The organism is Vogesella urethralis (genome assembly GCF_007644045.2).
GTDB lineage: Bacteria > Pseudomonadota > Gammaproteobacteria > Burkholderiales > Chromobacteriaceae > Vogesella > Vogesella urethralis.
The window spans coordinates 14,865-35,862 of record NZ_VMDW02000129.1 but is presented as its reverse complement, the minus strand read 5'-3'; the positions used below and the strand labels follow the sequence as shown (position 1 = coordinate 35,862).

At 62.8% G+C, this 20,998-nt stretch carries 23 protein-coding genes; all 23 read right to left on the bottom strand.

Annotation, left to right across the window (positions count from 1 at the left end; all coding sequences use genetic code 11):
• Positions 1–18 precede the first annotated feature (18 nt).
• Entirely contained in the window at positions 19–4,992 is a 4,974-nt protein-coding gene (gpJ, locus tag FLQ03_RS16285; protein ID WP_144372636.1) for a TipJ family phage tail tip protein, read from the bottom strand.
• Positions 4,992–5,564: a tail assembly protein gene (locus tag FLQ03_RS16280; RefSeq protein ID WP_147674752.1), complete on the bottom strand. Its 573-nt coding sequence runs from the start codon at positions 5,562–5,564 to the stop codon at positions 4,992–4,994. The genes gpJ and FLQ03_RS16280 overlap by 1 nt, the downstream gene beginning before the upstream one ends.
• Positions 5,561–6,232: a C40 family peptidase gene (locus FLQ03_RS16275; protein WP_170252457.1), complete on the bottom strand. Its 672-nt coding sequence runs from the start codon at positions 6,230–6,232 to the stop codon at positions 5,561–5,563. Before FLQ03_RS16275 ends, FLQ03_RS16280 begins: the two co-directional genes overlap by 4 nt.
• 88 nt (positions 6,233–6,320) lie before the next feature.
• Positions 6,321–7,013 (bottom strand): phage minor tail protein L, encoded by a 693-nt coding sequence (locus FLQ03_RS16270; protein WP_144372633.1) that lies wholly within the window; start codon positions 7,011–7,013, stop codon positions 6,321–6,323.
• Positions 7,014–7,364, bottom strand: a complete 351-nt coding sequence (locus FLQ03_RS16265) for a phage tail protein (RefSeq protein WP_144372632.1) — start codon at positions 7,362–7,364, stop codon at positions 7,014–7,016. It abuts the gene before it with no gap.
• Positions 7,354–10,086: a tape measure protein gene (locus FLQ03_RS16260; RefSeq protein ID WP_144372631.1), complete on the bottom strand. Its 2,733-nt coding sequence runs from the start codon at positions 10,084–10,086 to the stop codon at positions 7,354–7,356. The genes FLQ03_RS16265 and FLQ03_RS16260 overlap by 11 nt, the downstream gene beginning before the upstream one ends.
• 9 nt (positions 10,087–10,095) lie before the next feature.
• Complete coding sequence (locus FLQ03_RS16255; RefSeq protein ID WP_144372630.1) at positions 10,096–10,440, bottom strand: DUF1799 domain-containing protein; 345 nt, start codon at positions 10,438–10,440, stop codon at positions 10,096–10,098.
• Between the two features lie 8 nt (positions 10,441–10,448).
• The gene (locus FLQ03_RS16250; protein ID WP_144372629.1) at positions 10,449–10,826 is read right to left on the bottom strand and encodes a hypothetical protein; all 378 of its coding nucleotides are present in this window, start codon (positions 10,824–10,826) and stop codon (positions 10,449–10,451) included.
• A 44-nt stretch (positions 10,827–10,870) separates the two neighbouring features.
• Positions 10,871–11,788: a phage tail tube protein gene (locus tag FLQ03_RS16245; RefSeq protein ID WP_144372628.1), complete on the bottom strand. Its 918-nt coding sequence runs from the start codon at positions 11,786–11,788 to the stop codon at positions 10,871–10,873.
• On the bottom strand, positions 11,778–11,951 hold the full coding sequence (locus tag FLQ03_RS19200; protein ID WP_170252456.1) for a hypothetical protein: 174 nt from the start codon (positions 11,949–11,951) through the stop codon (positions 11,778–11,780). The genes FLQ03_RS16245 and FLQ03_RS19200 overlap by 11 nt, the downstream gene beginning before the upstream one ends.
• Complete coding sequence (locus FLQ03_RS16240; RefSeq protein ID WP_144372627.1) at positions 11,948–12,349, bottom strand: hypothetical protein; 402 nt, start codon at positions 12,347–12,349, stop codon at positions 11,948–11,950. Before FLQ03_RS16240 ends, FLQ03_RS19200 begins: the two co-directional genes overlap by 4 nt.
• Positions 12,346–12,729 carry a tail completion protein gp17 gene (gene gp17, locus FLQ03_RS16235; protein WP_144372626.1) on the bottom strand — a complete coding sequence of 128 codons (384 nt, stop codon included), beginning with the start codon at positions 12,727–12,729 and terminating at the stop codon, positions 12,346–12,348. Before gp17 ends, FLQ03_RS16240 begins: the two co-directional genes overlap by 4 nt.
• Positions 12,726–13,193, bottom strand: coding sequence for an HK97-gp10 family putative phage morphogenesis protein (locus FLQ03_RS16230; RefSeq protein ID WP_170252455.1), 468 nt, complete (start codon positions 13,191–13,193; stop codon positions 12,726–12,728). The genes gp17 and FLQ03_RS16230 overlap by 4 nt, the downstream gene beginning before the upstream one ends.
• Complete coding sequence (locus FLQ03_RS16225) at positions 13,180–13,503, bottom strand: head-tail adaptor protein (RefSeq protein WP_144372624.1); 324 nt, start codon at positions 13,501–13,503, stop codon at positions 13,180–13,182. Before FLQ03_RS16225 ends, FLQ03_RS16230 begins: the two co-directional genes overlap by 14 nt.
• Positions 13,500–14,051, bottom strand: coding sequence for a head-tail connector protein (locus FLQ03_RS16220; RefSeq protein WP_144372623.1), 552 nt, complete (start codon positions 14,049–14,051; stop codon positions 13,500–13,502). Before FLQ03_RS16220 ends, FLQ03_RS16225 begins: the two co-directional genes overlap by 4 nt.
• A 49-nt stretch (positions 14,052–14,100) precedes the next feature.
• The gene (locus FLQ03_RS16215; RefSeq protein WP_144372622.1) at positions 14,101–14,322 is read right to left on the bottom strand and encodes a hypothetical protein; all 222 of its coding nucleotides are present in this window, start codon (positions 14,320–14,322) and stop codon (positions 14,101–14,103) included.
• A gap of 45 nt (positions 14,323–14,367) precedes the next feature.
• Positions 14,368–15,624, bottom strand: a complete 1,257-nt coding sequence (locus tag FLQ03_RS16210; RefSeq protein WP_206211015.1) for a phage major capsid protein — start codon at positions 15,622–15,624, stop codon at positions 14,368–14,370.
• The gene (locus FLQ03_RS16205) at positions 15,624–16,199 is read right to left on the bottom strand and encodes an HK97 family phage prohead protease (RefSeq protein ID WP_206211014.1); all 576 of its coding nucleotides are present in this window, start codon (positions 16,197–16,199) and stop codon (positions 15,624–15,626) included. Before FLQ03_RS16205 ends, FLQ03_RS16210 begins: the two co-directional genes overlap by 1 nt.
• Complete coding sequence (locus FLQ03_RS16200) at positions 16,183–17,430, bottom strand: phage portal protein (RefSeq protein WP_144372621.1); 1,248 nt, start codon at positions 17,428–17,430, stop codon at positions 16,183–16,185. Before FLQ03_RS16200 ends, FLQ03_RS16205 begins: the two co-directional genes overlap by 17 nt.
• A complete protein-coding gene (locus FLQ03_RS16195) occupies positions 17,427–19,061 on the bottom strand; it encodes a terminase large subunit (protein WP_144372620.1) in 1,635 nt (544 codons plus the stop codon). Before FLQ03_RS16195 ends, FLQ03_RS16200 begins: the two co-directional genes overlap by 4 nt.
• Positions 19,062–19,147: 86 nt before the next feature.
• A complete protein-coding gene (locus FLQ03_RS16190) occupies positions 19,148–19,660 on the bottom strand; it encodes a P27 family phage terminase small subunit (protein ID WP_240802296.1) in 513 nt (170 codons plus the stop codon).
• A gap of 183 nt (positions 19,661–19,843) precedes the next feature.
• A complete protein-coding gene (locus FLQ03_RS16185; protein WP_144372619.1) occupies positions 19,844–20,266 on the bottom strand; it encodes an HNH endonuclease in 423 nt (140 codons plus the stop codon).
• A 176-nt stretch (positions 20,267–20,442) separates the two neighbouring features.
• A complete protein-coding gene (locus FLQ03_RS16180) occupies positions 20,443–20,949 on the bottom strand; it encodes a hypothetical protein (protein WP_144372618.1) in 507 nt (168 codons plus the stop codon).
• Between the last annotated feature and the right edge of the window lie 49 nt (positions 20,950–20,998).

Here is a 20,998-nt window from a genome sequence, read left to right as displayed (position 1 = left end):
CAAATAAAAGCCCGGGCATTACACCCGGGCGAGTTTCCATTTCAACTGCGTGATCCTGATCTGTCCGGCACCTGCATGCTGGTACGTGACTTTCAGATAAACCCGCCCGTCAACATAACCGCCGCCGCCGAGCGACAAACCATCGCCGGTCAGCACGTCTACCTGCATCAGCCCGGTGCCGCCACCGTTCTGAGACATACCGCCCGAGATCGTTGCCGCCCCGACGAGCTGCTCGCTGGCGGCGTCTGACCAGACTGTTGACGACTGATAGCCGGTGTCGATGATGTACGACCACACCGCCCCCGGCTCCAGCCAGCCGCTGTCTACCCCTACCGGGGCTGCGGCACGAATATCCGGCTCCGACACCACCTGCCGCGCAACCTGCACATAGCCGTCAGCTGTCACCAACACGTCCTGCCGGCCGCTGTCGCGGTTGATCACCTGCAGGAAAGGCTGGCTGCCACGGGCATTCAGATCGATGACTGCGGTGGATGCGGCCAGCGTGGGCCCGTTTTGCAGACGGCCGCTGATGACGATGCCGGCATTGGCCGTCAGCTCGGATAGCGCACCGATATAGCCGGTTTGCGCCCAGATCGATTTAGCCTGCAGCAGCACAAAATTGGCCGCATCGGCGCTGACATGCCGCGCCGCCATGGCACCGTCGAGGATCAGGTCACCGGCAATGCCCACCGCGGGCCCGCCGTTGAGCGAACCCACCGTAAACACCTGCCGGCTACCAGAACCATTCGGCAGCGAGACGCGGAACACATCCGCCAAGATGTCAAAAGCGCTGGCGTTGGCATCTGCGTATGCGGCCCAGCCGGCAATCTTGCCGCCAGCGGTAACGCGCAGGGTTTTCTGGGCTTTCAGGCCGTCCACCACTTCGGCCTGCTCGGCTACCGACGCCTCGGCTTCACCCACGCGCACGGCCAACAGCTGACGCGCCATCGCCTCAGCACCGACAGCGGTAGCACGGGCAGAGGCTTCCTCTTGCACTGCCGCAATCGCACCAGCGGCGGCCGCTTGCACGGTGTCGATGCGCTGACTCAAAGCGGCTTCCGCCGAAGCACGGGCCGTCGCCTCCGACTGAATGGCAGCGGAGTTGGCCGCAGCCGACGCCTGAACGGTGTCAATGCGCTGACCCAAGGCGGTATCCGCCGTAGCCCGCGCAGTCGTCTCCGACTGGATTGCGGCAGCGTTGGCCGCTGCCGCCGCTTGCACGGTGTCGATGCGCTGACCCAAGGCGGTATCCGCGGTAGAACGCGCTACCGACTCAGATTGCACCGCAGCGGACACTGCACCAACCTGGGCGGCCAGCTGCTCACGCACCACCACTTCCGCCTGCAGGGCATCCGCCGTAGCCTGCTGCTGCCGCGTCAACGACGCAACAGACACCCGCGTACCACGCGCTGCGCTGGCTTGCTTGTCGGCTGCCAGCGCAGCCGCCAGGGCGGCATTGCCTGCCGCATCGGCCTGCCGGGTGTAGTCCGCCTGCAGGGCGTCGCTGCGTGAGGCTTGTGCCCTGGCCTGGTCGGCCAGCGCAGTCTGAGTGGCGGTAATCGCCGACGCATTGTCAGCCGCCACCGCTTGCACGGTATCGATACGCTGGCCAAGTGCCGCGTCCGCCGTGGCGCGCACGCTGCGCTCATCGCTGATCGCCGCACCGTTACTATCGATAACCGCTTGCATTGCGCCCAGCTGACTGGCCGTGGCTTGGTCGGCCGCCGACCGCACTTGCTGCTCGACCAGCAGGCCGGCTTCTGCAGCACCCAGCCGGCTGGCCAGCGTCAGCGTCGCACTGGCCTGCGCTGCCAGCTCATCGGCATTGGCCTTGATGTCGAGCTTGGCTTGCGCCAGCGACACTTTCAGCCCGCGCGCCGCCTGGCGCTGCTCATCCGCCGCCAGCGCCGCCCGCAGCTGCGTCTCTGACAGCGTGCCCAGCTGCCGCTGGACATCGGCCAGGCCGTTGGCGTTGCTGCTGACTGCGGTGTCGGTGTACGCCAGCGCCTGCTGCACGCCCAGGCTGATCTGCGTTTCAAGCAGCTGCAGCTGGCTCTCAGCGGCCGACAGCCGGCCACCGTGCGCATTGACGGTGGTGACCGTACCGGTCAGCCGGCCATCCAGCGCATCCGCCAGCAGCAGTACGTCGCGGATTTTGGCATCAACGTCCGTGGTGATTTCTGCAGTGGCCTTCAGCCGGATCTGACCGGTCGCCGGGTCTACGTCGATGATGGCATCCAGCACGCGCCGGTTACGCCGTGCCTCCCGTGCCCGCTTGTCCGCATCCAGCACCAGGCGCAACGCCGCCTCGGCCGCAGCTTCACCCGCGGCATTCAGCTGCGGGATGACGCGCTGCTGCAGATCAGCCAGCGCCGGCGCCAGCTGCGACATTTGGCCGGCCAGCGCCGGCACGGTGACATCGCGCAGCGCGGTGAGCGACGGCACTTGGTCGATGCTGCCACCCACCAGCGCATCCAGCGCGCCACGCCCGACGGCGCCCTGCAGCTGCTGCAGCAGGATGGACGGGTCTTTGATGGTGGTGGCCGAAGCCTGCGCAAAGTCACTTGCTACGCCCCAGCTGCTATACACACGCAGCCAGTAGTACATGGTGACGCCCGTCGCCATGCCAAGATGCGCCCAGGTACTAGCCGGGTAAGCCAAATCACAGAGCTTGGCCGGCGCAGGATCAGAAGCCAACGCACTGCCAAACAACTCAGCCCGGACACAATCCGCCGACGGCCAGCCGATGGTCAGATCCACCCGCATAGCACCACCCGACGCCGTCAGCGCAGGCAAGGCCGGCTTGCGCGTGCTACCAGCAGCTGTCACATCTAGCGGCGCAGACACACTGCGCGCCCCCGTCACGGACACTGCCGCCACCCGCACTTGCCATTGCCCCGGCAGCACATCAGCAATCTCGTCGTGGTTGGCCGACACTTCCGGCAACTCTACCCAGTTGCCACCCGCCTGCCGGTAGCTGACAACATAGCCGCGCAGGAAGGCAAAACTGCTGGCCGGCCAATCCACATCCAGCCGCACGGCACGCGCACCATCCGGCCGCAGATAGTCCACTTCACGCACTACCACCCCCACCACCGCCGGTGGCGATGAAGGGTCTGGCAGGCTCGATACCGGCAGGGGCGCCAGACGAATACCCTGCTCGATGCGCGTCCACTTGTCAGGATCGTGCTGCACACCGGCAATGCTGCGGTGGAATGGATCACCCCCCACCTGCGCATTGCTGACACAGCGCCACAGCGTGGGCTGTACCGTAGTGGCCACCAGCAACCAGGTAGTACCCTCGACTGGCTGCTGGCTGAACGGCGCCACCACCTGCAGCGCGGTATAGTTACCGGGCAGCATATTGACGCCACGCCGCTGCAGCGTGCCGTCTGGCAGCGGCACTTCCAGCGAGTACGCAACCCCTGCCGCCAGCTCCACCGGCGCATCCAACACCACCGCTGTACCATCCACCGACATCAGGCGGCCACCGTAGCGGGCACCCGCCTCTACCGGGTCGGCAATCTCGAAAACGTCACCCGGCAACAGATCCAGCGCGTAGATGCCGGCGCCAAAAGACACGGTGCCGGTTTCGGCCTGCGCCGTTTCCAGCACGTAGCGCCCCAGCTGCTGGGCCTGAGCACGATTATCGATACCCACACCCACCACATCGACAGGGTTATGACCATAGCGCAGATAACCGTCGGCATGCTCTACCAGCTCGACAGCATTCTGGTAGCGGTCGGCTTTGTCACGGAACGTCACCACCGCCGATGTATGCCGGTCTTTCAGCTCGCTATCGCCATAAACAAAGCGCCCGCCCTCGACGTTGGCCGGCACAAAATGCTTGCGCGGCGACAGACAGGGCATATCCGCCACGACACGCACGCCGCCAGCGTACGGAATGACACGCCCGCAGAAAATGCTGGCAATGTCCTGCACTATCGCCCACGGGTCCGCCGTCTCGGTTTGCACCATATTGGCAGTAAAGCGCGGCCGCAGCCCGCCTTGGCCATCGCTCACCAGCTGATCACACCACTGAGCAATACGGTACAAATCCCACTTGTATTCACCATCGGGCAAGCCGATGTTAAAGCGCGGGTCGGTCAGGTAGGTGTACAGCCACCAAGCCGGGCTATTGGACACGGCCGGCTTAAAGGTGCCATCCCATGGGCCGCTATAAGTACGCGACGCCGCATCGTAATTGCTGGGCACCTGCAGCAGATTCAGCCGCCACCGGGCTTCGATCTTCGGCATGCTGCTGAACGCCTTGGCGTCGAACTTCAGCGCCAGTAGCGCACTATTCGGGTAGCGCAGCGGCGTTTCGTTGATGACGGTAAAACTGTCCCAGCTGGTGGCGTTTTGCAGGTTCTGCGTTGTGCTGTCCGGCGTGATGCGGCGCACACGCACCTGCCACGGCCCGGTACCCGCCAAGGCAAAGCGGCGCGCTTTCTGGTAGCGGCTACGCGTCTTGCCGTTGATATCGATGCGGCCAACCTCTACCCACGCACCCACCGCCGGCTTGATATCCACCGCCAGCGATACCGCCGTGGGATTGGTATTGCCGCTAGCATCAATCGACAACAGCGCAGCGGTAGACACCGTGACACGCACCGCCGTGGCAGTGACATCATCAATCAGACGCACCAGAGGCGTCGCTGCCTTGACCTCGGCCGCCACCGACACTTCGGCTTCCACATCAGAAAAACCCGCGACGCGCTCTTGATACTGCGTACCCGGGCGCCACTCCACCACCACGCGCTCGAAATTGCGCGTGCCGTCGGCATTTTCCAGCGGCACACCATCCAGGAACACGCACTGCGCCAGCGCTGCTGGCGGGCCTGCATGCTGCCCCATACCCATCAGCATAAGCATCCGCGCGGTAGCAACTGCCTGCAAACTATCCGGCGCCTCTACTGGCGTGGCTCGCGCCGCCGCATCATTGGCCAACCCCTTGGGGCTACCCGCGCCAAAAACCGTCATCTCACCCATCAGACAATGTCCTCCACGTCGATGCCGGCACTAATCACGATGCCGCTATAAATCATCTCGCCCACACCCACCGGCACCGGCACCCCCTGCACGCCGGTATTCTGGCTACCGCCGAACAGGTAGCTTTTCTGACTGGCACCGGACTCGATCTGGCCAGCAGACACGGCCGGAATCTTGGTCATCATGCCAACCACACCACCAATCGCCAGGCCGCCACCCGCCATCAGCAAGGCCGTGGCGGTACCGCCGGTAAAGTAAAAACTGGCAGCAATCAAACCCACCCCCAGCACGGCACTCACACCGGCATTAGCACCCAGCACCACTGGCGCAATCAGGATGTCACCGACTGAAACCAGCGCCACTTCATCATCGGTAATGTCACGATCCGCCACCGTCACGCGAAAGCCCATGCCGCGCTCGATGCACGCAGCCAGCGCCGCCCGAAAGCCCGGGTACAGCACATCCAGCGCCGTCACCGCCTCCCGTACCGACGCCACCGCCAGCCGGTGGCTGGCACCAAACTGCTCGGCCAGCTCGCCGGCCAGCAGCACGTTTCGCAGCTGCGTCATCATTGCGCCCTCAGAACGGCAACCGTGGCGCGCTGCCAGTAGCCGCCATAGCGTGTTTTCTCCGATGGCCGGTCGCGCAGCTGGTGCAGGATGTCGCCATCGCCCGCATATACCGCTGCGTGGTCAGCCCCAACGCTTTCCGGGTCGCAACGCATCAGCACCACATCCCCCGCTTGCGGCGCACCAGCCACCCGCACCAAGCCGGCCTGCTCGCACAAAGCCGGCACCAGGTCGCGCTGGTACCACCAGCCGTCCGGCGCATCCGCAATACGCGGCAGGTGTATGCTTTTCTCGCGCTGCTGCCAGTCGCGCACCAGCTCCCAGCAATCGAACAGGCCGTAGCAGTACGGCCGCCCCAGCAGTGGCGCACGCCAGCCGCAGGGCTCGATCAGGCGGTAATCGCCATCCGGCGCACTGACCACATGCCAGGCCCGCGCCGTGCGCTCGCACATGGCGCGATCAATCATCGACGGCTCGGCACCGCCTTGCGGGTGGCTGTGCCAGATACCCACCACCGCCCCCAGCTGACTGGCCGCCGCCCAATCCGCCGCATCCAGCTCGAAGGTGCATGACGGGTCGGACGCCACATTGCGTCCCAACCAGACACGGCCACTATCCAGCACCAACCCGCACACTTCCTGATGCGGCTGCTGGCTGGCATAGGCCAGCATTTGGCTGATTTGCTCCGGCGTCGCTCGCATACCCACCCCCAATGAAAAAACCCCGCACCAGGGCGGGGTTTGCTTATTGATCTAGCGGCTATCCGTACCGGCGCATGCCGGGGTAACCACCATAATTTTCTGTATTGCCGCGACAACGGCAGCCAGACAGCCGCTTGCTGCAGACATCTTTGGCCGGGTCGGCCGTGGGCTGATCATTCACATCGAACATGGCCGCACCGCTGTAGGCGCACTCGGCACCGCGATAGCGCACATACGGCGGGCAAGCCACCGTGGCGATAACACCAGGCGCTTTCACCCCCACAAAATCCAGCTGGCTGACCAGCTCAAACGTAATGGATGCGCCGTCAGACTCCACCCTGCGGTTGATGCGCCAGATTTCGTCCTGATGCTGTTCCGGCTGGGCAGCCAGCGCACCACCGCCACAAAACTTGGCGTGCGTCAGCCGCCGCACCAGCACCCAGCCCGCCAGCCCGGCATACTGCCGCACCAGCGCGCTAAACACGCCCTGCACCTGCCGCCCATCGTCCATGGTGGCCACGTTGGACACCTTCAGGGTTGGGCGTGGTGCCGAGCCATTGGACAGCGCGGCAAAACCCTCTGCCGCAATGGCCCACGGCTCATAGCGCTGGCCAGCAAACGTCACCGGCTCACCCGAACCGCTGGCAGTAAAATACATGGCCGCCAGCGGCACGCTGGCCGGCGGGCGCAGCTCAAACAGCTCCACCAGCGCATCCGGCACCAGCTGCTGCAACTCTTGCTGGATCTGCATCTACACCCCCACAGCAAAAACCTGTTCAAACGTACACGTCAGCGTATTGAGGTCATGCCCAGCCGGCACCACCGACCAGCCACCCCGGCACTTGACGCGGATGGCCACTTTGCCGGGGTAGGCGAACCAGAACCAGCGCACACCGGCATGGCGGCGCAGGAACGCCTCCATCGCCTCTACTTCGGCATCGCTACGGGCAGAAAAGACCAGGCTACGCACCACCGGCATGGTATTGATGCCATCCGGTACCGACTGTTCGTAACCGTCCCCCAACACCACCGACTTGATACGCGGCTTGGTTTCTACCTGGCCGCCATAGTCCGGCTCCCAGCCCCATGTCTCAGCGGCCATTCAACACCCCTCCCGGGCGCAAATCGCGAGAGAGGTTGCGGTTATACACACCGTCAGCCACCCGCTCGACCACATCAAGCGTCAACATCGGCTGACCATCTGCCCCGACACCCTCCGTCACCCGCACCTGCGCAGCGCTACTTTCATTAATCACCACGGTGATACCTCCACCGCCCCCGCCATTCCTCTGCTGCAAATACTGCTTCAGGTCGGCATTGGTACGGGCGTCCACCACCCGCTCGCCGCGATCCAGCAGCCAGGTGCCTTCACGCGGGATGCTGTCGATACCGTCGTGCGCCATACCCTGAATAGCTTGGGCTGCCATAATGCCGACACTGGTATAACCCAGCGCACGCACCATCGTTGCCGCCGGCACACCCAGAATCGGGCCCATGGTCAGCGCTTTGGTGGCCGCCTCTTCGGTATTCACAATGGCCATGGCAATAGATGCCGCACGACTGGCCAGAAACATGGCCTTGTAGGCAGCCGACTGGCGCCCGGCAGTGGACTCCACCAACGACGCCATGCCGTCGAAAACCTGCTGCCCCATACCCAGCACCAGCGAGGCTTTTTGCATTTCCAGCGCCTGAGTGTCCTGCGCCAGCTTGCGACTGGCGGCGATTTCCATCGCCACCCGCTCGGCCGTGCCTTCTGCCGTCACCTCGGCAATACGCCGCTGCATGTCACGGTGCGCCTGCACAATGCGCTCAGCATCCGGCACCATACCCAGATCCTGACGCACACCGCCCTGCAACTGCTGCATAGCCTGCGCTGCCCGCGCCACCTCCGCCCCGCGCATCTGCGCCTGCTCTGGCGCAGACAGCTGGCGGTTATTGTCGATATCGCGCAGGTTGGCCGCACTTTCGCGCTGTACGCGGGCATAAGGCGTTTCGTACAGGTCGCGCAGCCGCTGGGCCGCTGCCATCTGCGCCCGCTCGTACTCTTCCACGTCGCGGTTCAGGTCGGCAAAGAACGCCTTGCGCTCTTCCGCCGCCTGCTGCAGCCCGGCCTTGGTCTGGATGTTGGCCTTTTCTTTCTGCACCAGCTCTTCGGCCAGCGTGATCTTGGCCTGAATGTGCGCCTTGGCCACCGCCGTTTTGGCGACCGCCTCTTGCTCGCGCAGCTGGTTAAGCAGCTTCTGCCCGGGCGTGATCTTGTCCACCGCCTCGCCATAATCCACCAGTGCCACGGCCAGCTGGTTTTCGGTCTGGATGCGCGCCCGCAGGTCGGCCAGCTCGCGGTCTTCCGCGCTGCCGTACTGCGCGGCACGGCCACCGCGCTTGGGCGCGGTTTTCTTGGCATAGTCGGCCTTGATGTCGGCCACGCGCTGTTCGTGCGCCACCAGCGCGGCCTGGTACTGCTTGCTGCCCTTCCCCAACCCTGCGACAGCACCCTTGAACGCGTCCTCCTCATCGCGCAACTCTTTGGCGTAGCGCTGCGCTGCCGTCATGTTTTTGCCGTTGTTGACGTAGTTATCGGCCCGCGCCTCGGCCGCTTTTTGTTTTGCCGCCGCTGCGGCTGCATTCTTTTCACCCGCCCGCGCATCCGTCCCCACGGCAGCCAGGCGTTTTTCGATACCCGCTAGCTCGCTCTTCATGGCGGCCAGCGAGGCTTGCTTGCTGGTGAGCGACTCGGAAAACGAAAACGAATAGAGGTTCTTTTGCTTGTCCTCGATCAGCGCCTTGAGCTGCTCGGCACGCGCCGCCTGCGACTGGGCCTTGTAGTCCACCGCGTTTAGCGGATTGAGAAACCGCAGCGCGGCACCACCACCCGCCGCAGCCTGCCCCCAGAAGCCCGCGCCTTCCGCCCGCGCACGGCGGATTGACCCCGAAAAGTCATTAAAGGCATCGGCCATGATGGACAGCTGGCCACTAATGAAGGCACTCACCCCCGACGCCGCCACTTCGCGCTTCATACCCTCCCAAGCGTTGTTGAATTGCGCCGTCGCCTTTTGCGTCTCACCGCCGAACTTGGCCGCATCGGCGGACATGCCGCGCAGCTCTCGCGCCAGCTTGGGCAGGAAATCGTCAGCGATAATCTCGCCACTTTCCAGCATGCGATTGAACTCGCCCGTGGTGACGCCCATCGCCCTGGCCGCCGCCTGCGAAGCCACTGGCAAATGGTCTGCCAGCTGCCCGCGAAATTCCTCGGCGCTCACAATACCCTTGGCCGACATCTGGACCAGGGCGCGCATGGCGCCTTCAGCCTCTTCTACCGACAGACCAAACGCACTACCTGCCAGTGATAGGGACTCGAAGATTTCCCGCGCATGCCCCTCAAGGCCGGAACCTTTAACAGCACCGGCAAAGCGGGCATAGGTGGTAGAGACAACACCAAAATCCTGCCCCAACTGATTGGCCGTCTGGCTAAGCCACTCCACATCTTTGCCGATGGCTTTGATATCGCCGCCGTTGGCGTAGAACAGCGTTTTCTGCAGCTTCTCGCTGGCGATCTGAGCCTGATTAAGCTCCCGCGCCACCTCGATCACGCCATCCTTTAGCGAGGCCAGCCCCTGCACGGCCACCAGCGCCCCAGCACCGATAGCCCCCAGCTTGGCTACGTCGGCGATCTCCTCCATGGCGTCCGCCGTGCGGGCAGCCTCTTTGCGCACATCCCCCAGCGCAGACCCGACAATCTGCTTGGTTTTCGCCATGTCCTGCTGGATCTGCGCCGTGCGCGCTTCCAGGCTGATGATCAGCGACCCTACCTGCTGCGTTGCCATAGCCCCCCCTTAATTACCCTTGCGCCGCAGCAGCTCTAGCGCCTCGCGCTCCATGGCTAGCAGCAGCGGCCACCATTCTTGGCGCTGCTTACGCGGCGTGCCGCGCAGGCGGTACAGGCTTTCCAGCTGCACGGCATCCAGCCCCTGCGGCACGCAGTCCACATAGCGCCAGCGCGGCCCCATTTCCTGCCACACCTGCCACACCGGCACCGCCGCCGGGAACAGCTGCACCCCGCTTTCAGCCGCCGCCGGCAGCATGGCGTCGATTTGTTCTTGCGGTACGCCCATGACGGCCAGGCCATGGCGCTGCTTGTCGCGGTCAGCACGGCCACTGCCGCCGTACTGCCAGCGCACCGCCTCGATCAGTTTTTTTCCAGCGCGCCGTAACGCAGATCGTCCAGCGCCTGCATCAGCGCACGGTTGGCCGCAGGGCCGTGGGCGCTCAGCAGCAGCACTTCCAGCGCGTCGGCGCTATAGGCCAGCGGCTGGCCGCTTTCATCCGCCACACCCTGCCAGCCGTCGAAGACTTCGGCGTACAGCTTGGCGTTGGCACGGTAAATATCGGAGACGGTTTTTTCGCCCTTGGCCTGGGCGTGGCGCTGGAACAGCGCGTCCCAATCCGGCTGGCTGCGCAGCAGGCCGGTCAGCTTGATTTCGACAATGACAGCCTCACCAGAGGCATTGCGCACCGCAATGCGGGCGGTAACCGTGGTACGGTCAGTGGTGGCAATCTTGAGCATGGTTTCCCCAATGCAAACGCCCCGCACTGGGCGGGGCGTGGTGTTTAACGGAAGGTCAGCGAGAGTTCGTCGTTGCCGTTGACGGGCTTGGGTGTGAGCGGCAGCGTGGACAGGTAAATGCCGTTGCTTTCGTCGTAGTCGTAACCACCCAGCACCACGTTGGCCGCCACCTCGACAATGGCACCATCGGCACTACCCAGCTGCACCTGCAGCGCGCCAGCCGTGGCGGCCTTGATCGACGGCAGCCAGTCTTTTTCGGCCACCTTGGTGGACTCGATCTTGATGCTGCCGGACGGGCTGCGCTCGGTGATACGCACCACCTCGGCACCACCCGGGCGGGACTGGTATTCCACCTTTTGCCCCATATCCAGCGACAGGCTTTCCACGGCCACACTGTAGCCATGCAGCGTGCAGACAGGCACGTTGGCCTTCTCGAAAACCAGCGGGTCTTTCCACGCCGTGAACACGGCAGCGCCTGGTACAGCGTCAGCACGGCCACCGTGCAGGCCGATGAACTCGAACTTGAGCTTGGGCACGGCCTTGTTGCTCATGTCCAGCGAGCATTTGCCACGCGAGCCCAGCAGCTTGTACAGGATGCCGCCGATGTTGTAGTACAGCGTGGCCGACTCGAAGTTTTTGGATACCGGCGTATAGGTCACCTTGACGCCCGCCGTGGTGGTGGCAGCAAAGCCGCAAGCACGCAGCAGCGCGTCGTAGGCCGGCGCTGTACCTTTGGTACCGGAGCTGGCCAGCTCAACCGAGAATTCCAGCTTGCAGCGGAAGCTGTGCGGAATGCTATCGGGGTTACCCATATAGCCACGCACCAGTTTGCGCTCGGCCTTGTCGGATTCCAGCGGGGTAAACTTGGGATCTACCAACAGCACCGCCGCCGCGGGTACCGCATCCGTGTTGTAAGCTGCCTCGATCTTGGCCAGCAGCACCGGCAGAACGTCAATTGCCATGGTTTTCGCCTTTCTCTTCGGTGCGCTCTACCAGCTCGCGCTCACCGCTTTCCGGGTTGATGACATAACTGCCGCCCTGCCCGGCATACGGACATGCGGGCGACAAAAAACCCGCCTCCGGGGCGGGCTGTTCTTTGGCGTCTTTCGCCTGTTGTTTGCTCATAGCTCACCTTTCGGACAGCGGTAGCTGACCAGGTATTGCGCCCGGCAGATGCCAAGCGCGGGGTTTTCGTCGTCGTAGCCCCACTGCACGCCGCCGCGCTGGATGGCATAGGGCAGCGCCAGCAGCACACCATTGGCTTCGCGGTGAACTACATCGCATGCCGCATGCGGCACATCGCCTTCGCCCAGGATTTCCAGCTCCAACGTCAGCGAGCGGTACTCGAAGTCAATCGGCGAGCGCTCTGGCGATTCAACATCGGACACCAGATGCACCAGCACCGCCGGAAAATCCTGATAGCTGTCCGCCTCATCCAGACTGCGGGTAACACGACCTGCCGCCACACCCGCCGCCAACAAGGCAGCCACGACGGCGTCACAGATTCCGTTTGCTTTGCTCATGTTTCTTTCCAGTGAATACGCCAGGTAGTGGCTACCAGATGCGGGCCAGCATCATCACCTTCATCGTGCGCCCCCTCATCCACTACACCACGCACTTCAATACCGGCAAACACACCCCGGCGACGGTCCAGCACCTGCCGCAGCGCATCTGCCACGGCGTGGGCTTCGTCGTAGGTTGCGCCCACCACAGACAGCTGCACCAGGCTTTTGACCCAAGGCAGGCGACCAGCCGGCGCCTGGGCGCGGTTTTCGGTGACAATCTGGTACGCGATGGCGGGCAAGGTCGGCTCGGCAGGCAGCCGCACCGGGTAAACACGACTACCCACCAGTGCGACCATGCCAGGGTCGGCCAGCATCTGGACAATGGCAGCACCGATCATCGCGTTACCTCGCCACTATCAATGGCCTGCTCGACCACGCGGCCAACCTCGGAGAGCGCCTGCCCCAGCTTTTGCGCGGCGGGGCGCATGAACGGGTACGGCGGCACGAAACGCCCTTCGGCCTTCAGTACTACCCGCGCCGCCTTGCGCCGCACCTCGCCGCCCTTGATCTTGCCGCCGGGGCCGCGCGCGACGTGGCCGTTTTCCAGAAACTTGCCGTAGAAGCCCTTGGGCGTGAGCCCCACGCGGTATGCCACCGCGCCACGTTGGCCGGAGCCACGCGACGACGCCACGCGGATCTGCTTGGCCAGTGCGCCGCTACGCCGGCGCACAATGCGCCGCGCTTCGTCACGGATCAGCGCCGCACCACGGTACAGGCCCCGGCGCAGGGTTTTGCGCTGCAGGTTGCGCGGCACTCGGTCCAGCGCATCGAACAGCTGCTGCATGCCATCAACCGTTGCCATCATCCACCTCCAACATCAACACCTGATAGCCGCGCTGCTCATGCGGCAGCACCGCCTTGACGCGGTAAACACCGCCCGCATGCAGCACCCGCCAGCCAACCAGAATCGACCGCTCGCGGATGGTGACTCGCAAGCTGCAGCCGGTCTGCTCTGCCAGCGCCGCGGTATACGAGCGCGCACCCAGCACATCCACCTTGGCGTACAGCGCGAACGGCACAGACCACTGACTCACCACCTCGCCACTCGCCAAGCGAGTGGGCGACGGGGTTTGCACGCGGATGCGGTCATTCAGACTACTGGCCGTGATCATGCGTACAGCCTCCACGGGTCCAGCAGGCCATCCACGAAAGTACGCGCCAGCGGCACCAGCCGCTGGTCGGCTATCGCCTCGCGTGCGGCGTAAGCGGTGGCCACACGCAGCAGAATCCACGACTTGACCGCCGCATCGACTGCCGCAGCGTCCGGCCAGTAGCCGCAGGTATAGCGCACCCGCACCATGCGCGTGCCGAACGGCCAGCCACCCAGCGCTACCAGCTTGCGCCCTTTACTTAGCCGCCACTCGTCAGCAGCCAGGTCGATTTCGGCACCGGCCGCCGTGATGGCGGTAACCTTGGCTACCGCCGTCACATCGGCATGCAGCACCAGCTGCAGCGCCGGGTCTTCAAACTCGCGCTGCCAGGTCTGCGGCAGGATGGGCCGCCCCAGCTCGTGCTGGCAGGCGGTTACCGCCGCCTGCAGATACAGCCGCAGCAGCGCGTCCTCCTCGGGGATGTCGGCATCGATGCGGCATTGCGCCTTGATGTCGGCGAGCGGCACCAGCGAGGCAGCGTCCTGCGGGGTGATCAGCTTTTCTTGCATGGCTCACTCCATGAAAAAACCCGCCAGCGGCGGGTTTCGGTTTGGCCGTTTAGTCGGCGGGCGGCGCGGAGGGCGGCTGATCATCAGCCGAGTCTGCCACTTCGGCAGCCTCCGCTGCCGCACGACCCTTCTTGATCGGCTCAACCCAGCCCTCCGTAACAGCGATGTCCACGAACTCGGACGGGAGTTCAGCCTTGCCCTTTTCTACTTCCACCACCGCGATACCGTCCGGTGAATACTTGAACGACTTCAATACCTTTACCGTTACCATTTAAAGCTCCCACCGCCGCCCACAAGGGGCGGCTGAAAAGATTGATTAGGCGCCGATTTTCAACAGCTTGATGGCATTGGAATCCATCACACCGCCACCCATGCGCTTGGTGGTGTAGAAGCTCACGTACGGCTTATTGCTATACGGGTCGCGCAGGACACGCGTGCCGTATACGTCGGCGATGGTATAGCCGCGCTTGAAGTCGCCAAACGCCACAGCCAACGAACCGGCCGCCACTACCGGCATATCGTCGTTTTCGACAATCGGCTTGTTCAGCAAGGTAGACGGCTCGCCCGCATCCAGACCAGGGCGCCACAGATAATTGCCGTCCGCGTCCTTCAGCTTGCGCAGCAGCGGAATGGTCAGGCTATTCAGCATCCAGGCCGCATTGTTGCGGTAGCCGGCTTTCAGCGAGTACACCAGGTCGATCAGCACATCGGCAGGAATCGTAGCGGCCGCACCCGACATCACATGCTGCAGGGTACCGATAGCACGGGCATTATCCGCATTGAGCGAGGTAGCGTAAGCCAGAAAGCCCTTGGGCTTCTTGATGCCATCACCCACGGTGAACGCTGCGCTCTCCGCCTCGGCAAATGCAATGGCCAGCTCATCAGCCAGCCATGCCTCAGCATCGAAGTACATATCATCCAGCGACTTTTGCGTCGCCTGGGGGTTGGCGTACAGCTCGCCAAAGAACGGCGCCACCGGCGCCAGCTGCGGCGTATTGGTAGGATTACGCGGATCAGTCTCACCGACCCAACCAGCGTTGGCGCCACCCTTGTTGATCAGGCGCGAGTAGGTTTCATTGCCCACCGTGATGACATTACACACATCACGCATCGGGTTACCTTTGCGCAGCAGCTGGATGATGTTGGTATCCAGCTCTTTAGGCACGGCGTAACCGCCATCGCCATCTACACCAATCTGCAAAGCCTTGGCCTGCAGATCACCCAGGCCATCGTCAACACCCTTACGCACAAACTTGCCAAAAGCCTGCTTGTGCTCGGCCTCTTCCGCGCTGATGCCGTTACCACCCAGCCCCTGACGCGCAGACTTCCTTGCCAGCTCATCGACCGAGGATTTCAGCTCGGTCAGCTCGGTCAGCGCCTTATCGACGTTGGCCAGCTTGACTTCGATATCGCCGGTCGGCGCGCCCTTTTCTACCTTCTTCAGGCGCTCGTCGTTGGCGTTTTTGTACTCATTGAAAGCGCGACCGAGTTCTTCGATGACGCGCGGCAGTTCGCCAGGGTTAGCGTTTTTACGCTCCATATTGGACGGGTAAACCAGTTGTTGACCGTTCATTAGCATGCACTCCGGATGGATTGAATCAGATTGTTGAGAGAAGCCACCAGGCTGGCCTGCTCGGCCTGACGGGCTTTAACGCCGTTAACGCGGGCGGCGTCATTGGCGGGGAACGTGACGACGGACACCTCCCACAGATCGACCTTCTTGAGCGTTCGCACGCCGGTAGCGCGGTCGTAACTGTCGTCACGGGAAACAAAACCGATGGACAGGCCGGACAGGGCCCCCATCTTCATGAGCGCGTAGGCTTCTTTGCCACGCGCCGAATCGAGGCACAAGCGCCCCTCCACATACAGACCGACGCTGTCTTCGGCCATCTTGGTGTAAACGCCGATGGGTTCGGACTGGCGGTGCTGCCACAACAGTGCCGGCAGCGCCTTCTTGGCCGCCCAAGCATCCAGCGAGTCGGCAAAGGCACCCTTGGCGACGATGTCGTAATCACCGTCCACCACGTCGAACACACTGGCGTAGCCAGAAAAATGGCCGTCATCGCTGACGGCCTTGATCTGAAAACTGAAGTCTTTTTGACTCAGCCCGGACGCTTCGCCCGACTTGACTTCAAGATTGCGCGACACTGTCGCCTCCTTTCTTGGATGCAGCAGATGCGGCCAACTCCCGCGCCATATCCACCGGCACCATGTTCAACGGCACCATGCGGATATCGCCACCTTCGTAGCCGTCCATATCTTCCATTTCGAGAATCTGGTTTGGCGTCAGCGCGCCGTTATTGAACAGAGCGCGATAAAACTCGCTGCGCGACTTCGCATCACCCCGCAGCAGGCTGTTAAACAGGAACGCCGCGTAATACTGACCACGCTCGGCGGGCTGAAGCAGGTCACGCGCTATGGCCTGTTCCCAGCGACGCGCCCAGGGCATGAGCGTATCGGTGACATACTCCTGCGACTGGTGCTCGATATTGCTAAAGGTGGCCTTATCCATGCTGTTGATCTTGTGCAACGGCATGCGGTACAGGCGGGCGATTTCTTCTACCTGGAATTTGCGGGTTTCCAGAAACTGCAGGTCGGACAGCTTGAGCCCCAGCGACTCCCAGCTGAGGCCTTCTTCCAGAATCACCGGCGCATCGGCGTTTTCGAGGCCGCCATTGTCTCGCCAGCTTTCTTTCAGCCGGTTGTATGCTGTGTCGGACAGTTTGCCAGGCGCAGCCAACACACCAGGGCCGGTAACCCGACCACCAAACATGCGGGCGCCATGTTCCTCGGCAGCCAACCCCAGCGCGAAGGCTTCGCGTGCGTACTCGATAGGGGTCACGCCGACCACGCCATCCAGCGTCAGGCCGCGCAAGTGCAGCACATCATGCGGGTCAAGATCGATGCTGCCACCTCTTGCCGCCTGATAGCGGTACTGCAGGCTGAAATCATCCAGTTGCTTGACCGACATGCGGCGCGGATCGAGCGGCAGCAGTTCCAATACCCGCTTGCCAGACCACACGATGCGCGCGTACCCATTGCCACGCAGCAATAGACACGCCTGCATCAGCTGCACGAACTCGAACGAGGTCTGCCAGTCGTTAGGCGAACCATTCAGCAGGCTGTACAACGGGTGATTTACCGCCCTGTCTTTGCCCCGCTCACGGCGCTGGTAAAGGTGCAATGGCAGCTTGGCCATGTCTTCGGACAGGTTGCGCACGCAGGCATAGGCTGCCGACAAGCGCATGACGGTGCCGGCATTTACCGCCATGCCCGTCTTAGACTGGTAATCCGCCAGGAACTTACCCAGCACCGACTCCAACTGACCAGCACTGGCGCTTTTGCGGCCAAAAGGCCACAGCGACTTGAAATTGATCATCTGAGTGTCCTGAGTCCGGTTTCTTCGTAGATGGATGTTTCGTCCAGATGCACCATGGCGCGCGTAGCGGCCATGCACATAGCAACAATCGGATCAATGCGGCCTTGCGACCGCTTCTTGTCCGGTTTCATGTTTTCGTTGCTGTCGATCAGCAACGTGACGTTACCGGCGCACCAGCGCAGCAACGGGTTGGCCGCATGGCGCAGCCGCTTGCTATAGACCAGCCGCTCGATGTGCTTGGCACCCGGCGACAAACCGCCAAAGTTCTGCGGCAGCTTGACCATGGGCACGTCGTTTTCCAGCAGCTGGTTGGCCAGGTGCGTACTGTTCCAGGTATCGAAGGCGATTTCCTGCACGTCGTAATCCTTGACCGCCTGCTCGATGGCAGCCTTGACCGGCTCGTAATCGGTGACATCGCCCTCGGTGACGGTGAGCCAGCCCTTTTTCGACCATGTCTTGTAGTCGGAACCGGCATCCTGATCACCGCGCAGCTTGGCTTCCGGCACCCAGCACCAGGCCAGCACGTACCAGTCGCCGTCTTCGTCACCATCTGGCGGCGGAAACAGCAGCACAAAGGCGGTGATGTCGCGGGTACTGGCCAGATCGAGACCACCAAAGCAGCGCCGGCCAAGCAGCATGTCGCGGTCGAACTTCTTGCCGCCTTTGTCCCACACCGTCATGTCGAACCAGCTGAGCGCATCGCCGACAAAGACGTTAAGGTCTTTGGTCAGGAAGTTGGCGCGGGCGCTAGGTAGCACCTTGGCCTGTGCGGCCTGCCCTTCCATGTAGGTGTAGGTTTTGGCACTACCCAAGCCGGGATTGGCTTTGATCCAGACATCCGGGCTGTACGGGTCATCGCCCTCGTCGATGGTGTAGATGACCCCGAACATGCGGTCATCGACCACTTCACCGCTCAACACCTTTACCAGGTAGGTGCGCACCTCCATGCAGATGCCGTCAAGGATGAAACCGGCTGTGGTGATGGCGTTGATAAGCGGGTGAAGGCGCGCACCCAGCGCGGAAATCATCACATCCCACACCTCGCGGGTTTTGTGGGCGTGCAGCTCATCGACAAACACGGCTGAGGGGTTTTTGCCGTCCAGGTTTTCCGCGTTGGCCGCCAGCGGCTCATACACCGATTCGCTTTCCTCCCCCAACAGCACCAGCTTTTCCTGGTTGGCCCCTTCGTACACCTTGACTGAGCGCCCGAGCTTGGGCGAGCGGCGAATCCAGCGCTTCACATTGACAAACGCGGGCTTGAACACCGGCATGGCTTGCTGCCGCGTGGTGGCGATGGTGTACACCTGGGCGCCGTGCTCACCATCCATCATCCAGAGGTAAGCGCCAATCGGCGCCATCCAGGTGGACTTGCCGTTTTTACGGGCCACCTCCTCATAACCGATGCGAAAGCGCCGCAGCTTGGTACCGACCTCGCGCCAGCCAATCAGCACCGCCGTCCAGAACAGCTGCCAGCCATCCAGCAAAATGGGCTGGCCACCTAGCGGACCCGTGGTATGCACAAAGCGGCACTGCACGTAGTCGATGCAGTGCCAGGCATGCGCAGGGGAAAAGAAAAAACCGCGCTTGTGCGCGGTTTGCAGATCTCGGTAGTGGCGTTCCACCGCGAGCATGGCCAGCCTGCCGACGGTGATTTCACCCCGCAGGACGGGAATGCCGTATCGGGTATCCCATTCCTGCCACTGGTCTTCTGGCGGTATCAGCCGGAGGCGGCTGACGGGTGGCTTCTTGCGTGATTTACGAGCCCGTCGAACAGATCGTCCTGCGGCGACTGCTCCGGCAGCTTCGCCCGCACCGTCGCTACCGACGGCAGCGTCAGGCATGATTCCGGCAACCATTTCAGTAGCTCCCCCTTCAGATTGCGGGCAACATGAAACGCCTGGTGCGGCTGCTCATAGCCATTGGCTGTGGTGACAAAATAGGTGCCGCCCTGATCACGCTCGACCTCACTCAGCTTCAGCTCGGCATCGATCCAGCGGACATAGGTGCGGCAGATGATGCTGATCGTCAGGCCGCAGGTGTAATGCTCTAGCCCGGCATCACGTAGCGACTCGCAGATGTAGTCCCAGACCTTCCGCTCTCGCGGGGTCAGCTGGGCGCCAGGCGGCGTAGATGGTGATGCGATTGCAGCAGACTGCTTATCACCGGGACTTTTAGGCGGTGCGCCCGCCCCGCCCGTAATGACAGCGAATGGCGGCTTGGAATCGGCCATAGTGCGCTCCAAGGCCTTTCGGCCATAAAAAAAGCCCCCGACACGTCAGAAAACGCGTCAGAGGCCCTGCATTTTTAACCCCCCCCTGTTCTAAAAACAGAGGCCATAAAAATCTTTGGCTAGGCACGCGGTCTTTGGCGAGGGGCGCCAGACTTTGACCCACCCCTCCCCCTGCGGCCAACCTCACGCCCGCCGGTTGCCGAAGCCACCATCGACCCGCGCCGTCTTGCGGTCATGGCACTGCTTGGACATCGGCATCCAATTGGCCCTATCCCAGAACAAAGCCTGAGCCTGGGCGATACGCTCGACATCGCCAGAGTCCAGCGCCTCTTTCAGACCGTGACGCTTGATGTGATCGACCACCGTCGCAGGCAGCACACGGCTAAGCTGGCGACACTCATCGCACTCACACAACGGACGCTGCCGCAAGAAAGTGTCTCGGGCTTTCGTCCAGCGCGAGTCATAGCCGCGACTGGCAGCCGACCCGCGCCGCTCATCCATCTCGCGGCGTAGCGCCTTGCGGTGCGCATCGCAATAACCAGAACCATCCCGAACCAGCACACTGCAGCCGCGATGGCGGCACGGACTAGGGGCAGACTTCGGCATGGCAGAATCCAGAAAAGGAAACGCCCCAGCCGTCACAGCCAGGGCGCTCAAGGGACAAACGAGGAGAAACAGAAACCACCAGCCCAATGCAAAAAGCCCAAGGCGTTAACCTTGGGCTTTCTCTGGACGCAACTCTGGCGGTGTTGACGGCATGTTATTGGCGGATTTTTCGACTGTCAAGCGGCATCAAGTTCCACCCCGTAGATTTTCTGCAACATCGGCTCAAGGCTGCCACACGCTGCCAGCAACCAACCCTGCAGCACTACCTCGATGTGACGGCGGTAAAACTCCGCCGCAGTGTCGTGGTGAATGCCAAACTCGCGGCCAAACTCGCGGAACGATCCCATGCCCGTCAACCAGTACCGCACCCAATACTGCAAGCCTGACTTGCCGTAGACCAGAGACTCCGGCGCATGATGACTGACAAACGAAACCAGGTCATCGAACACCGACTGCAGAAACGCCATGCTGCCATCGTTCACCCTGGCCATCAGCGCCAAGTTAAACCGCGCATCCAAACCGACCACCGCCGCCACGATCTGGCCGGCGTCCATCAATGCCAGCTCACGACCACGCAACGACTCGCCGCCCCTTACCTCACCGAACGAAGCCGCCGCTTTCAGACCCTGCGACCCTACACGCTCGAATGCCAAACGTACTGCACGAACCACATCGACTTTCACACAAGCTCCTGATCTCCCCAGACCAGTTTTCCCTGTCGGCCAACCTCTG

Bases quoted from the DNA above. Each gene is read 5' to 3' on its own strand.
- FLQ03_RS16215 (WP_144372622.1), bottom strand. From the start codon at position 14,322: ATGGTAACGGTAAAGGTATTGAAGTCGTTCAAGTATTCACCGGACGGT.
- FLQ03_RS16245 (WP_144372628.1), bottom strand. From the start codon at position 11,788: ATGGCAATTGACGTTCTGCCGGTGCTGCTGGCCAAGATCGAGGCAGCT.
- FLQ03_RS16195 (WP_144372620.1), bottom strand. From the start codon at position 19,061: ATGCTCGCGGTGGAACGCCACTACCGAGATCTGCAAACCGCGCACAAG.
- FLQ03_RS16185 (WP_144372619.1), bottom strand. From the start codon at position 20,266: ATGCCGAAGTCTGCCCCTAGTCCGTGCCGCCATCGCGGCTGCAGTGTG.
- FLQ03_RS16220 (WP_144372623.1), bottom strand. From the start codon at position 14,051: ATGCAAGAAAAGCTGATCACCCCGCAGGACGCTGCCTCGCTGGTGCCG.
- FLQ03_RS16265 (WP_144372632.1), bottom strand. From the start codon at position 7,364: ATGGCCGCTGAGACATGGGGCTGGGAGCCGGACTATGGCGGCCAGGTA.
- FLQ03_RS16240 (WP_144372627.1), bottom strand. From the start codon at position 12,349: ATGAGCAAAGCAAACGGAATCTGTGACGCCGTCGTGGCTGCCTTGTTG.
- FLQ03_RS16270 (WP_144372633.1), bottom strand. From the start codon at position 7,013: ATGCAGATCCAGCAAGAGTTGCAGCAGCTGGTGCCGGATGCGCTGGTG.
- FLQ03_RS16280 (WP_147674752.1), bottom strand. From the start codon at position 5,564: ATGATGACGCAGCTGCGAAACGTGCTGCTGGCCGGCGAGCTGGCCGAG.
- FLQ03_RS19200 (WP_170252456.1), bottom strand. From the start codon at position 11,951: ATGAGCAAACAACAGGCGAAAGACGCCAAAGAACAGCCCGCCCCGGAG.
- FLQ03_RS16190 (WP_240802296.1), bottom strand. From the start codon at position 19,660: ATGGCCGATTCCAAGCCGCCATTCGCTGTCATTACGGGCGGGGCGGGC.
- gp17 (WP_144372626.1), bottom strand. From the start codon at position 12,729: ATGATCGGTGCTGCCATTGTCCAGATGCTGGCCGACCCTGGCATGGTC.
- FLQ03_RS16200 (WP_144372621.1), bottom strand. From the start codon at position 17,430: ATGATCAATTTCAAGTCGCTGTGGCCTTTTGGCCGCAAAAGCGCCAGT.
- FLQ03_RS16225 (WP_144372624.1), bottom strand. From the start codon at position 13,503: ATGATCACGGCCAGTAGTCTGAATGACCGCATCCGCGTGCAAACCCCG.
- FLQ03_RS16275 (WP_170252457.1), bottom strand. From the start codon at position 6,232: ATGCTGGCCTATGCCAGCCAGCAGCCGCATCAGGAAGTGTGCGGGTTG.
- FLQ03_RS16250 (WP_144372629.1), bottom strand. From the start codon at position 10,826: ATGCTCAAGATTGCCACCACTGACCGTACCACGGTTACCGCCCGCATT.
- FLQ03_RS16260 (WP_144372631.1), bottom strand. From the start codon at position 10,086: ATGGCAACGCAGCAGGTAGGGTCGCTGATCATCAGCCTGGAAGCGCGC.
- gpJ (WP_144372636.1), bottom strand. From the start codon at position 4,992: ATGGGTGAGATGACGGTTTTTGGCGCGGGTAGCCCCAAGGGGTTGGCC.
- FLQ03_RS16230 (WP_170252455.1), bottom strand. From the start codon at position 13,193: ATGGCAACGGTTGATGGCATGCAGCAGCTGTTCGATGCGCTGGACCGA.
- FLQ03_RS16210 (WP_206211015.1), bottom strand. From the start codon at position 15,624: ATGAACGGTCAACAACTGGTTTACCCGTCCAATATGGAGCGTAAAAAC.